This window comes from Nocardia sp. NBC_01009 (assembly GCF_045208035.1).
GTDB lineage: Bacteria > Actinomycetota > Actinomycetes > Mycobacteriales > Mycobacteriaceae > Nocardia.
Window position 1 is genome coordinate 8,149,626 of sequence record NZ_CP108695.1, and the last position, 11,711, is coordinate 8,161,336.

12 protein-coding genes and 1 pseudogene are annotated in these 11,711 nt (G+C 65.3%); 7 read left to right on the top strand and 6 right to left on the bottom strand.

The window, feature by feature from the left end; translation table 11 throughout:
- The first annotated feature begins 9 nt into the window (after positions 1–9).
- Complete coding sequence (locus OHA42_RS36905) at positions 10–498, top strand: nuclear transport factor 2 family protein (protein ID WP_406232868.1); 489 nt, start codon at positions 10–12, stop codon at positions 496–498.
- Between the two features lie 337 nt (positions 499–835).
- On the opposite strand, the pseudogene OHA42_RS36910 reads toward OHA42_RS36905, so the two are convergent.
- Together OHA42_RS36910 and OHA42_RS36915 are read right to left on the bottom strand one after the other, a co-directional pair.
- A pseudogene (locus OHA42_RS36910) lies at positions 836–2,052 on the bottom strand (FAD-dependent monooxygenase).
- A gap of 332 nt (positions 2,053–2,384) precedes the next feature.
- Complete coding sequence (locus tag OHA42_RS36915) at positions 2,385–3,320, bottom strand: alpha/beta fold hydrolase (protein ID WP_406232870.1); 936 nt, start codon at positions 3,318–3,320, stop codon at positions 2,385–2,387.
- A 102-nt stretch (positions 3,321–3,422) separates the two neighbouring features.
- Between OHA42_RS36915 and OHA42_RS36920 the strand changes: the two genes are divergently transcribed.
- The 3 genes from OHA42_RS36920 (at position 3,423) to OHA42_RS36930 (ending at position 5,450) form a co-directional block, all read left to right on the top strand.
- Complete coding sequence (locus OHA42_RS36920; RefSeq protein WP_406232871.1) at positions 3,423–3,590, top strand: hypothetical protein; 168 nt, start codon at positions 3,423–3,425, stop codon at positions 3,588–3,590.
- Between the two features lie 62 nt (positions 3,591–3,652).
- Positions 3,653–4,708 carry a type IV toxin-antitoxin system AbiEi family antitoxin gene (locus OHA42_RS36925; protein WP_406232873.1) on the top strand — a complete coding sequence of 352 codons (1,056 nt, stop codon included), beginning with the start codon at positions 3,653–3,655 and terminating at the stop codon, positions 4,706–4,708.
- A 97-nt stretch (positions 4,709–4,805) separates the two neighbouring features.
- Entirely contained in the window at positions 4,806–5,450 is a 645-nt protein-coding gene (locus OHA42_RS36930) for a hypothetical protein (RefSeq protein ID WP_406232874.1), read from the top strand.
- Positions 5,451–5,571: 121 nt separating this feature from the next.
- Here OHA42_RS36930 and ychF read toward each other — a convergent pair whose 3' ends face one another.
- From ychF to OHA42_RS36945, 3 genes are all read right to left on the bottom strand, one after another.
- Entirely contained in the window at positions 5,572–6,651 is a 1,080-nt protein-coding gene (ychF, locus tag OHA42_RS36935; protein WP_406232876.1) for a redox-regulated ATPase YchF, read from the bottom strand.
- A gap of 118 nt (positions 6,652–6,769) precedes the next feature.
- Positions 6,770–7,693 (bottom strand): zinc-binding alcohol dehydrogenase family protein, encoded by a 924-nt coding sequence (locus OHA42_RS36940; RefSeq protein ID WP_406232877.1) that lies wholly within the window; start codon positions 7,691–7,693, stop codon positions 6,770–6,772.
- A gap of 141 nt (positions 7,694–7,834) precedes the next feature.
- Positions 7,835–8,437, bottom strand: coding sequence for a TetR/AcrR family transcriptional regulator (locus OHA42_RS36945; protein ID WP_406232878.1), 603 nt, complete (start codon positions 8,435–8,437; stop codon positions 7,835–7,837).
- A gap of 78 nt (positions 8,438–8,515) precedes the next feature.
- Between OHA42_RS36945 and OHA42_RS36950 the strand changes: the two genes are divergently transcribed.
- From OHA42_RS36950 to OHA42_RS36960, 3 genes are all read left to right on the top strand, one after another.
- Positions 8,516–9,148 (top strand): NAD(P)-dependent oxidoreductase, encoded by a 633-nt coding sequence (locus OHA42_RS36950; RefSeq protein ID WP_406232880.1) that lies wholly within the window; start codon positions 8,516–8,518, stop codon positions 9,146–9,148.
- Positions 9,149–9,344: 196 nt separating this feature from the next.
- Positions 9,345–10,181 carry a helix-turn-helix domain-containing protein gene (locus OHA42_RS36955; RefSeq protein ID WP_406232881.1) on the top strand — a complete coding sequence of 279 codons (837 nt, stop codon included), beginning with the start codon at positions 9,345–9,347 and terminating at the stop codon, positions 10,179–10,181.
- A gap of 10 nt (positions 10,182–10,191) precedes the next feature.
- Positions 10,192–10,620 carry a VOC family protein gene (locus tag OHA42_RS36960; RefSeq protein ID WP_406232883.1) on the top strand — a complete coding sequence of 143 codons (429 nt, stop codon included), beginning with the start codon at positions 10,192–10,194 and terminating at the stop codon, positions 10,618–10,620.
- 164 nt (positions 10,621–10,784) lie between these two features.
- On the opposite strand, the gene OHA42_RS36965 is transcribed toward OHA42_RS36960, so the two are convergent.
- Positions 10,785–11,681, bottom strand: coding sequence for a carbohydrate ABC transporter permease (locus OHA42_RS36965; RefSeq protein WP_406232885.1), 897 nt, complete (start codon positions 11,679–11,681; stop codon positions 10,785–10,787).
- Between the last annotated feature and the right edge of the window lie 30 nt (positions 11,682–11,711).

An 11,711-nucleotide genomic window follows, 5' to 3' on the forward strand; every position in this document is an offset into this window, starting at 1 on the left:
GAGCCAATCATGCTGTCACCAAACGACTTTCGGTCCCTCGCAGACCGTGTCGAGATCGAAGCACTCGGCGGCGAATTCACCGACGCGGTGATGATGCGCGACTTCGACCGCCTGGCATCACTGTTCACCGACGACGCGGTGCTACGCATCCCCGACGCCGGTATCGAAGTCGCCGGCACCGAATTCCAGACCAAAATGCGGCTGATGCAAGACGCCTGGGACTATTTCGTTCAGCACACCCATCCCGGCGCGATCGACATCGACGGCGACACCGCCAGCGGCCGCGCCCACATCTGTGAACTCGGCCGGTTGAAAAGCGGCAGTGCACATTTGAACTATGCGATCTACCACGATCGCTACCGGCGAACAGCCGACGGCTGGAAGTTCACCGAGCGGGTCTACGAGATCCGATACCTCGACAACTCGCCGCTGGCGGGCTCACCGCTGGGAGAGAACGGACTGGGTGTGGACGCATCCGCTGTGCAGCTACCCGGGTGATCGTGCGCTGGCCACGGGGCCGCCGCTACCACCGGCAGCCTCGTGGGCAGCAGCACGCCCCGCTGGCCTCGTCGGCGGCACAGGTTTCTGCAATCCTGGCCTTCGCCGCACCGGCAGCTCACCGAAGTCGTCGACTCGGGCGTTCCGCTCGGGGCCGGGATCGGGGTCCTCATCCTGGAGGTGCTGTGAGGAACGATCGATTGCGTGATGCGCTGCTCCGAAACGGACTCGACAATGTGCGTGTCGTACAGGAGACCGGCGTCGACCCAGAGCCCGTCGATCGCTGAATCACAAAGGGCCGCAAGTCTTTCCCGCGGAGAAGTGGATGAGAGTCCGGCTAAATCGACGGTCCCGGCGGGGGTGGGTAGTCCTCGACGGTCATGCAGTTGTACACGCGTGCGCTCTTCGTGGTGAGGCGGAGGACGGCGCGGCTGGGCCCTGCGGGCAGGACGGAGAGCAGGCGAGTGCCCTGGACCAGTCCCCGCACACCGAGGCGGGAGGTGGGGATCAGGGTTTTCGCCGCGCTCAGCGCAACCGCGCGGCTGTCCCGCACGTGCTCTGTCATCGCGCGCTCGTAGGCGGGAAAGGCGCGCTCAGGGTCGCCGCCTGCCCGCGCCAGCTCTCCGGCCAGGACGTACGCGCCGACGACAGCCAGACTGGTGCTGCCACCGACAGCCGGGCCGGGACAGTAGCCCGCGTCACCGACGAGGGTCACCCTCCCCCGTGACCAGGTGTCCATGCGGAGCTGGGTGATCGAGTCGAAGTAGAAGGCCGGGGTGTGGTCGAGCGCGTCCAGCCAGCGCTCCACCTCGGGGTCCATACCGCTGAACGCGGCGCGCAGCAGATCCTTCTGCCGGGGTACATCGTGGTGGTGATAGTCGAGTTCGCACTCACTGCGGAACAGGAACAATGCCCGCGCGTCGCCGAGGTGCCGCGCGCGGTACATCCCGGCGGTGCGCCCGACGCCGACGTGGATGCGGAGTTCGCCGTCGACGCCGGAGGTGCCGGGCAGAGTGAGCACCGCGAGATAGCCCCGGTGAAGGCGCTGAAGCGGGACTCCTCACCGAAGACGAGGCGGCGCACGTTGGAGTGCAGCCCGTCCGCACCGACGACCAGGTCGAAGCGGCGTGGAGCGGCGTTCTCGAACAGCACCTCGCCGTTCGGCGAGATCGCGGTGATCGAGTCGCCGAACAGGTACTCGACGTCGTCGCACGCGGCCTCGTAGTAGATCTCGCTCAGGTCGTCGCGCATGATTTCGGCGTGCCGATCAGACGTGGCACCGAAGATCTTGGACAGGTCCACCCGGACGGGCCGCCGCTCCCCTTCCGGAAAGAGGGCCATCTGGTTCGTGCCGGTGGTTCGCGCCTCGATGCGTGCAAGCACTCCCATCTTCTCCGAGATGTCCATCGCGGGCCGGAACAGGTCGACCGCGTGGCCGCCGGTCTTGCGCGGAGCCGGCGCGCGCTCGACAACCGTGACCGAAAAGCCGTGTCTGGTAAGCCAGTACGCCAGCACCGGACCGACGACGCTGGCGCCGGAGATGAGAATCCGCATGAGTGTGCCCTACGTGTTTTTGGTGTCCGGGGTTCGATGCCCTGAACTCCCCGGGCGGTGGGTTGAAAGTCGTGTGGTTGCCTTCGTCGAGGGCCGAAAGGATGCCCGGACGAACTGGTGGTCGGGTCGGCCAGGTTGATCGGTACCGCACCGGCCCGATGCCGGATCGGGTGCCCGGGATCGAGGGTGTCACAACGCATCCGGCCGATGACGGAGCCTGGACACCGCCGATTTCCAGCAGCGCGGTAACCGTGGGTCGAAACCGCCGGACGGCACCGGGCACGACCGGCCCGTCGACCCGACGCAAGGACAGTCACACGCCGAGGGGTTGTTCAGTATTGCTCGGCGAAGTCGCGGATGAGGGTGCCGGTGGCGCCGGGATCCTCGATCATGGGGGTGTGACCGCAATCGAGGGACTCGATCCGGACGTTCGGGACTCGGCGATAGTCCTGGAAGGATGCTGCCGGCCAGCGCTTGTCCTGGGAGCCATAGATCACCATGGTCGGCAGGCCGAGGTCCACCAGCCGGTCCGGTTCGGGGCGGTCCCGCAGGTACGCATCCGACGCGTTCGATGTCGCGGTAAGGCTACGGTATGTCATACCTCGGACGTCGGCGAAGATCCGCTCGGGAACTGGTACGTCGCGGGTGAAAGCACTGCTCAGGGCGTACCGAATAGCGGCGTCCGGAAGCAGCGGCCACAGCGGTTGCCCTATCGCCGGGTTGAGCAGCAGATCGCCGGCCGGGCCGTTGTCGGTGAACGCGTCCAGCCGTGAACCGGTATCGATCAGCGCGAGCGCCGTCACCAGATCCTGGCGCTGTTCCGCCAACGAGGTCGCCACATAGCCACCGGTGGAATGTCCGATGACGATCGCGTGGCGCACGCCGAGTCGATCGAGCACCTCTGCGACCCGGCTGGCCTGCTCGGCCATTCCGTAACCACTATTCGGTTCGGCCGATTCGCCGTGTCCGAGCAGATCGGTCCGCACCACGTATCGATTCTGCAGGGCGGGCATCACCGAGTCCCACCACGCGGTCGATCCGGCCAGCCCGTGCAACAGCACCACGGCATCCGCGCTGGGCACCCCGCTCGAGATGACATGGATATCTCCAGCGGGAAGGTGCACCATCTGCTCCTGGGAAACGTCCGGCGCGGCGGTCGCGACACCTGCCGCGTTGCCCGCGAACAGGGCGGCCGACACCGCAGCGATCATCAGCCCGATGCGTCGTCGCCGACCCGGCGTTGCGGCGGCGGTGGTGGTCTCATTCATAGGTCCTCCTTCGACCGATCCGTGACACCACCACCCTGCTGGGCGACAACGACATTCGTCTTGAAGAAATGTCAGCGACGGCGGTCGGCATCGACTGCCGTGGTGGACTCCACGTCGGTGACCGCTGCCGAAACCCAGCGCTACGCCGCCCTGAGCCTCCAGTGGTCGAAATTCCGGGCCGCCCGCCGAGCCTGCCAAGCCGTCGAGGCGGCGGCGCGGGCACTCGGAGCGCAGACGCCTCGGCCCGCGCCGCCCAGCCCAACCGAGTGACCTGCTGGCGGACCGGCGCGGCATTGTTCAATATTCCCTAGCGTTCAATTAAACTGAACAACGTGGCCGACCGAACGCAACACCGTGACATCGAACACTCGACAGCCCAGGTGCTGTCGGAGCTATCGATCGAGTTCTCCGTACAGCACTGGACGTCGGATCAGACCGCGATCGTCAACGTGAGCCGCCACGGCTTCGATATGACATATCGGATGGCTTGGTTGCCGCACGCGACTCTGTCAGAACTATCGCGAGTCGACCAGCAAGACCGCGCGCATCGACTGCTGGTGACCGGCCCACAGATCACCAGTCGCACTGCGGAGGCACTCCGTGCCGCCGAAATCGACTACATCGATTACGCAGGAAACGCGCATCTGAACTTCGGCCCTGTACTGGTAGATATCCGCGGACGTCGTAGTCCAACCAAGGAGCCGAGTCATCGCCCTGCGGATGCCAACCTGTTCAGCGCTCGACGGATGCAGGTCCTCTTCGTGTTGCTGGCATGGCCGGATTTCGTGGATATGCCGGTTCGGAAGATTGCAGAGGCTGCCGGAACGTCGGTGGGGATCGCGCAGTCGACGCTCGAAATCATGAAGGAGTCCGACTACCTCATCGGAAGATCACTACAACGTCGCGATGAACTGCTCGACCTATGGGCCGCTGCATTCCGAGGTGCACTCCTGCCGAAAATCCGGCGTAGCTCCTTCAGCGGAAGTATCGAAAGCTGGTCGCCGCCCCACGGATACTTCGTGAGTGGAGAATCTGCTGTTGAATTGATCCGGCAACCACAGACACTCACGATTTACGTCGAGCACTTCGACCTCACAGAAGCCATCCGAAACGGCTGGCAGAAGTCCGACGACCCGAATATCGAGGTTCGCCAGAAATTCTGGAAGGAGCCCAACTGGGCGGCCCCATCCGATCGACACGGTGTCTTCACCAGGTCTGCGGCCCCTCCGCTCATGATCTACGCAGATCTACTGACGTCCAGTGAGCCACGACAATCCGAGGTGGCGAGAACATTGAGGAGGGACCAACTTGTTTGCCCCTCTCCGAATCGGTACACAGTCATTGGATCTGATCGACAGCGTGGTGGTCGAATTGATCTCAGGCGCTGAGGCTGACGAGATATCGATCATGGTCATCGGTGCGCACTGTCGCGACTTGCTGCACACAGCCTTTGGTCGCACCGATCTATTACGCTCTACGAGTGATGTGGACATCGCCATCGCCGTCAACGGCGATGCCGAATATCGACGGATCATCGCGGCACTACCTCGGTCGGGAACCACCGATATCCGTTTTTCGATCGCGGGAGTCGCGGTCGATGTAGTGCCGTTCGGCGACATCGAAGACCCCGCCGGAACGACCTCCCTACCAGGCAGGACAGAATCGCTCGACGTCTTCGGCTTCCGGGAGGTCTTCGCCCAATCGATCGAGTTGCGATTACCGAGCGGCTATCGGGTGCGGATTCCCGTGCCAGCAGGCTACGCCGCGCTCAAGTTCAAGGCTTGGTGCGATCGATCCGCCAACGGCGAGTACAAGGATGTCGGCGACATCGCGACAGTGTGCGGCTGGTACCAGGACGACGCTGACATTCGAGCAGCGCTCTACGGAGCACGTACCGATCTGCTGATCAGAGCTGAACTAGACGCCGACCTCGCCGCTCTGTATCTTCTCGGCGAGGAGATCGCGGACATTCTCGGTCGAGTACGAGGAGCTGAGCTAGCAGCGGCCTGGGACCGCACAGATCGCGAGCTGCTCGCCCATCACTTCGCTCGGCACCGGTCGAGGACACATCCCGACCATGCGGCGGCAAACAGAGCGATACTGGCACTGAACAACTTCCTCTTCCGCTGAACGGCGGGACGCGTTCGAAAATCGGTACGCAGGAACACTATCCTGTTGGAGAACGCCCCAGCGCTGCCTCTGCAATACTTCATGCGCGTGGGCTCCTTCATTTGCCCCCGGGCGCAACGAATTACACGTTGAAGCGGAACTCGACAACGTCCCCGTCGACCATGTTGTAGTCCTTGCCTTCCATCCGAACCTTGCCCGCAGCCTTCGCCGCCGCCATGGAGCCATGTTCGACGAGATCGGCGAAGGAGACCACTTCGGCCTTGATGAAGCCGCGTTCGAAGTCGGTGTGGATGACGCCGGCGGCCTTGGGGGCGGTGTCGCCCTGGTGGATTGTCCAGGCGCGGGCCTCTTTCGGGCCTGCGGTGAGGTAGGTCTGCAAGCCGAGGGTGTGGAAGCCGGCGCGGGCGAGGGCGTGCAGGCCGGGTTCGGTCTGGCCGATGGATTCCAGGAGTTCGATGGCGGATTCGTCATCGAGCTCGAGCAGTTCGGATTCGACCTTCGCGTCGAGGAACACCGCATCGGCCGGGGCCACTGCGGCTTTCAGCTCCGCGATCTTCGCCTCGTCGGTGAGCACCGACTCGTCGGCGTTGAAGACGTAGAGGAACGGCTTGGTGGTGAGCAGCGAAAGCTCTTTCAGCAGTTCGTTGTCCAGCTTCGCGCGGGCCGAGAAGAGGGTCGCGCCGGTGTCGAGGACTTCCTGGGCGGCCTTGGCGGCGTCGAGAACCGGCTTGCGGTCCTTCTTGACCTTGGCTTCCTTCTCCAACCGCGGGATCGCCTTCTCCAGCGTCTGCATATCGGCGATGATCAGCTCGGTCTCGATCACCTCGATATCGGAGGTCGGGTCGACCCGCCCGTCGACGTGGATGACGTCGTCGTCGGCGAACACCCGAACCACCTGGCAGATGGCGTCGGCCTCACGAATGTTGGCGAGGAACTTGTTGCCGAGGCCAGCACCTTCGGAGGCGCCCTTCACGATGCCCGCGATGTCGACGAACGACACCACAGCAGGCACGATGCGCTCGGAACCGAAGATCTCGGCGAGCTTGTTCAGCCGCGGGTCCGGCAGTGGCACCACCCCGACGTTCGGCTCGATGGTCGCGAACGGGTAGTTCGCCGCAAGCACGTCGTTCTTGGTCAGCGCGTTGAACAGCGTCGACTTTCCGACGTTGGGCAGGCCGACGATTCCGAGGGTGAGACTCACGAGGAACAGAGTCTACGCGGCGGTCCGGGTCACTCTTCCCGCGCCGTCGCCGAACGGCTGTCGCACTGCCTGCGCCGCCGCGCACCGGATGGGGTGGCGACGCAGGCTTCAGGCAACGTCAGGGAATCAGGACGACCTTGCCGAGATTGGCGCGGGCTTCGACGACGGCGTGCGCCGCGGTGGCGTCGTCGAGTGCGAATTCCGCATGGACGGCAGGGCGCAGCTGGCCCGAGGCGAAGTACTGCCAGAGCTCCTGTCGCCAGTGCTCGTACAGATTCGGGGAGTTCCTGGCGATCAGCGCGAGCTGGAAACCGGTCACCGATTTGGCTCCGACGAGCAGGTCGTAGGCCTGGATCGTGCCGCCGCCGGAGCTGTAAGCGACCAGCCGTCCGCCCGGTGCGAGTGCCGCGACGGCGGGGGTGAGCAGTTCGCCGCCGACCGCGTCGAGCGCGTAGTCGACGCGGTCGCCCCACGACTCCTGTCCGTATTCGACCACCTGGTCCGCGCCGAGATCACGCACGAAATCCGCCTTGGCGAGATCAGAGACCGCAGCGACCACCCGCGCCGCACCGCGCACCCGGGCCAGCTGAACAGCAAGGTGCCCGACGCCGCTCGCAGCAGCCGTAACCAGCGCGGCTTCCCCGTCCTTCGGGTTCGCGGCGTCGAGCGCACCCAAGGCGACGAGCCCGCTGCGCACCAGTGCGACAGCATCGACAGCGGAGGCGCCGTCGGGAATGGGTGACGCCATCGCCACCGACAACAGCGCGTAATCGGCATAACCGTGGCCGAACACCAGTCCGGTCACCCGGTAGCCGGGCGTGTATCCGGTGACACCCTCGCCGACCGCGACCACTTCGCCCGCGATCTCTCCGCCCAGCGCGATCGGCTCCCGCGGTTCACGCACCTTGCGGACCACCGGCAGAGTCACCCCGATCGCCTCGACCCGAACCAGAAGTTCACCCGGGCCCGGCGTCGGCGCCTCGACCGACACGACCTCGAGTACCTCCGGACCACCGCTGCGCTCGTATTGAACCCGCCGCATCACACCTCCAAAATGCTTAGAAGCGGTAACGGTAACCGGACAACAGTGTGTTTCCGCAGCGCCTCGGCGGCCCGAGTGCTCCATCTCACCATCGCTCGACATCGGCTGAGAGGCACGTTCGGGCCCCCGCTGCGCAGAGGTTCAGCTGCGCGACTCTCCGCCCGCGTCCGGACCGAGGGCCCGAGTGAGCGTCCGTGCGAGATTCCGTGCGAGCTCGTCCGGCGCGGGTGTCGCATCGGGTCCCGCTTCATAGAAACGCAGGAAGGCCTGATGGAAGCAGGCTCCGTCGAGGAGGGCCGCGACGGTGTCGACGTCGGCGGCCGAATCGACCCGACCGAGTTCCTGCTCGGCGCGCAGATAGCCGGCGATGCCCGCGATTGCACGACCGGGACCCGCGCCATGGCGATTCATCGAATCACGGTGTGCTGCCATCCGTTTCGGCTGCGCCAACAGGCCACCGAGCAGTGGCAGCGATTGCCGATAGAAGCTGAGTGCGCCGCGCGCCATCGCGGCGAGATTGTCTTCCACCGTGGCCGCACCCGGCTGCGGCCCGGCATCGATCGCACCCGGCATGCGATGCCGCAGGACATTGAGTATGAGGTCTTCTTTGTCGCTGAAGTGTTTGTAGAGCGCGGCTTCCGAATACCCTGCGGCCTTGGCGATCTCCTTGGTAGTCGCGAAGGCCACCCCACGGTTGCGCATGATCTCGGCGGCGGCGTCGAGGATCTGATCGCGCGTTCCCACGGTGCCTCCCGGTTGACAAGTTAGTAAGTACTCACCCATCCTAGGTTAGTAAATACTCACCAACTAGAAGGGCCCGTCATGCGACTCACGATTTTCGGAGCAACCGGACGCACCGGCGAACACCTTGTGCACCAAGCCCTGACGGCCGGGCACCAGGTGACCGTGGTAGTCCGCGGTGAGCACTCGATCCAGGACCATCCCCAGCTCCGTGTCGTGCCGGCCGACGTCATGGACCCCGGATCGCTCACGGAAGCGATCCGAGGTGCGGACGCGGTGCTCGACACCATCGGCTCCAGAGACAAAGGACCGACGAGTGTTGCGACCGACACCGCCCTGTCCATCACCAAGGCCATGGAATCGGTCGGCGTCCGCCGCATCGTCCTGGTCAGCAACAGCGCCAGAATCGCAGGGCCGGGCGACGACTGGTTCACCCGCTTCGTGGTCAAGCCGCTGATCCTGCGTCCGCTGCTGCGGCACAGCCTCGACGACATGGCCGCAGCCGAGCAAGCGGTGCGTGACACCGCGCTGGATTGGACGATCATCCGCGCACCCCAGCTCACCGACAAGCCGGCGAAGGGCTCCTACCGGACCGCAATCGAGCGCAATGTGACGTTCGGGATCAGAATCTCCAGGGCCGATCTCGCCACGTGCATGCTCGACGCAGCGGCCGACCCGCAGCTGATCCGCGCGCACATCAACGTCGCGAGCTGAGCGACAAACCCATCCTGTGGCGCCGCTCGGTTGGCATCGACGATCCGGCGGCGCGCCGATCACGAGTGACCCCGCCTGCCCGATGCACATGTACCAGAGCCCTTCGGGATGGCCGGTGCAGTTGCGGCAGGCACAGTTCCGCGTTGCGCTCTGACGGCAGGTTGCGGGAACCGGCGACGGGCGTAGCGTGACGTTCATGGAGCCGACCACCGGAGTGGTGACGGCACGACCGGCACCCGCGCTCGCGGCCTTCATCGACCGCTACGTCGGCTACCGCATGTCCGGGTTCGCGCCCGGACTGCATCGGGGACTGCCGTCGCGGCACATGACGTTCATCGTCGCCATCGGGCACACCATCGACGTTGTCGCGCAAACCGATCCGCGACAGACACCCGACAATTACGGCTGCGTGCTCAGCGGTCTGCAGGCCAGCAGTGCGACCATCGCCCACGACGGTTTTCAAGAGGGCGTGTCGATCGCTCTGACTCCACTGGGCTGTCGCACCCTGTTCGGCATGCCCGCGGGCGAACTCTGGAACATGTCGCTGGAATTCGCGGACGTGATCGGCCCGGCCGGGCGCCAACTGTGGGAGCAAATCCAGACATTGCGCGCCTGGCCGGATCGCTTCGCCGCGTGCGATCGCGCACTGACCGATCTGGCCTGCCATGATCGGGTGGTGACGCCCGAATTGACCTGGGCCTGGCGGACTTTGGTCGATACCGGCGGCACCGCGCCCATCGGTCCGCTGGCCGAGAAGATCGGCTGGAGTCGGCAGCACCTGGCCCGCCGTTTCGGCGCGGAGTTCGGCCTCGGCCCGAAGCTGGCCGCGCGGGTCGCCCGATTCGAACGTGCGCGACACATGATCGAACGCACGCCGTCCTTCGTGAGCATTGCCCAGGTCGCGGCCACCTGTGGCTACTACGACCAGGCCCACCTCAACCGCGACTTCGCGGACTTGGCCGGCTGCAGCCCGACTACCTGGCTGGCCGAGGAGATTCCATCCGTCCAAGACGACGCGGGGTTCGCCGGATGAGGCTGGAGACATGACAAATCCCACGACAGCAACCAGCACCACCCGCACCGCCACTGCGATCTGGCCCTGCCTGATCTTCCGTGACGCTCGCGCCATGTCCGCGTTCCTCGTCGAGGCCTTCGGCTTCGAGGAGACCGGCGTCTATGCCCGCGAGGACGACCCGTCGATCGTCGAACACGGCGAGCTGCGCTGGCCGCTCGGCGGCGGCATCATGTTCGGCTCTCACGGCCGCGACGACACTGTGTTCGGACAGCGCGCCCCCGGCAACGACTCCACCTACGTCGTCTGCGATAACCCCGACGACCTCTTCGCACGCGCGACCGCCGCGGGTGCCGAGGTGGTGCGCGGCCTGCGCGATGAGGACTACGGCTCCCGCGGCTTCACCGTCCGCGATCCCGAAGGCAATGTCTGGAGCTTCGGCACCTATTGGGGCGAGTAGATCGGCGACAAGCGCGGCCGGGTTCGCCTATGGACGCCCGGCCGCGTGGGCGCATCCTGAAGACGGTGCAGCTCGGGTGCGGGCAACGATCGATTGGCCGGTTTCACCAGGCGGGCATCGACTTTCGACCGAGGAAGGGCGTAACCAGCGCGATCGAGCAGAACTCAGCGGCCGCCGATTCCCGACTGTGCGATGCCGCTGACGAAGGACTTCTGCGCGATCGCGTAGATCACCAGCAGCGGGGCGAGCAGGACCATGGTGGCGGCCATCAGGATCGGCCATTGGGTGTGGTATTGGCCTTGCAATCGCACCAAACCCAAAGTGGCGGTGGCAATCTCGTTGCGCTGGATCATCACCAGCGGCCAGAGGAAGTCGTTCCAGACGCCGATCCAGGTGAGGACGGCCAGCACCATGAGGGCGGGGCGAGTGTGCGGGAGCAGGACGCGCCAGAAGACCTGCCAGGTGGTGCAACCGTCGATTATGGCCGCTTCCTCGAGCTCCGCGGGCAGGGTGCGGAAGAATTGGCGCATCATGTAGGTGCCGAACGCGCTGCCGAACAGGCCGGGCACGATCATCGCCCACGGGGTGTCCACCCAGCCGAACGCGCGCATGATCAGAAACTGCGGGATCACCGTGACGGTCAGCGGCACCATGAGGGTGCCGAGATAGGCGAGAAACAAGGCGTCCCGACCGCGAAATCGCAGGCGGGCGAAGGCATATCCGGCCAGAGCGCAGAAGAAGACCTGTCCCGCGGTGACGCACAGCGCATAGACCGTGGTGTTGAGCAACATCCGGCCCAGCGGCAGCAGATCGAAGATCTCGCGATAGTTCGACCATTGCGGTTGCGCGGGCAGCAGTGTCGGATCGGTGATCTCGCCGTCACGCTTCAGTGAGCCCGACAGCGCCCACAGGATCGGGGCGAGCGCGCACCAGGCGATACCTACCAGAGCAACATAGGTGAGGGTGCCCCGCAGCGTACGCCGGATGATTGCCCGCTGAACCCGACTGCCCCGGACAACGACACCGACCTCGGTGGCCGGCGCACAGGCGGACGCTTGCATCGGCGACTCCACTGCTTCAGCGCTGCGCTC

Coding starts and splice junctions, on each gene's coding strand:
- OHA42_RS36905 (WP_406232868.1), top strand. CDS start 10: ATGCTGTCACCAAACGACTTTCGGTCCCTCGCAGACCGTGTCGAGATC.
- OHA42_RS36915 (WP_406232870.1), bottom strand. CDS start 3,320: ATGAATGAGACCACCACCGCCGCCGCAACGCCGGGTCGGCGACGACGC.
- OHA42_RS36940 (WP_406232877.1), bottom strand. CDS start 7,693: ATGCGGCGGGTTCAATACGAGCGCAGCGGTGGTCCGGAGGTACTCGAG.
- OHA42_RS36950 (WP_406232880.1), top strand. CDS start 8,516: ATGCGACTCACGATTTTCGGAGCAACCGGACGCACCGGCGAACACCTT.
- OHA42_RS36955 (WP_406232881.1), top strand. CDS start 9,345: ATGGAGCCGACCACCGGAGTGGTGACGGCACGACCGGCACCCGCGCTC.
- OHA42_RS36960 (WP_406232883.1), top strand. CDS start 10,192: ATGACAAATCCCACGACAGCAACCAGCACCACCCGCACCGCCACTGCG.
- OHA42_RS36965 (WP_406232885.1), bottom strand. CDS start 11,681: ATGCAAGCGTCCGCCTGTGCGCCGGCCACCGAGGTCGGTGTCGTTGTC.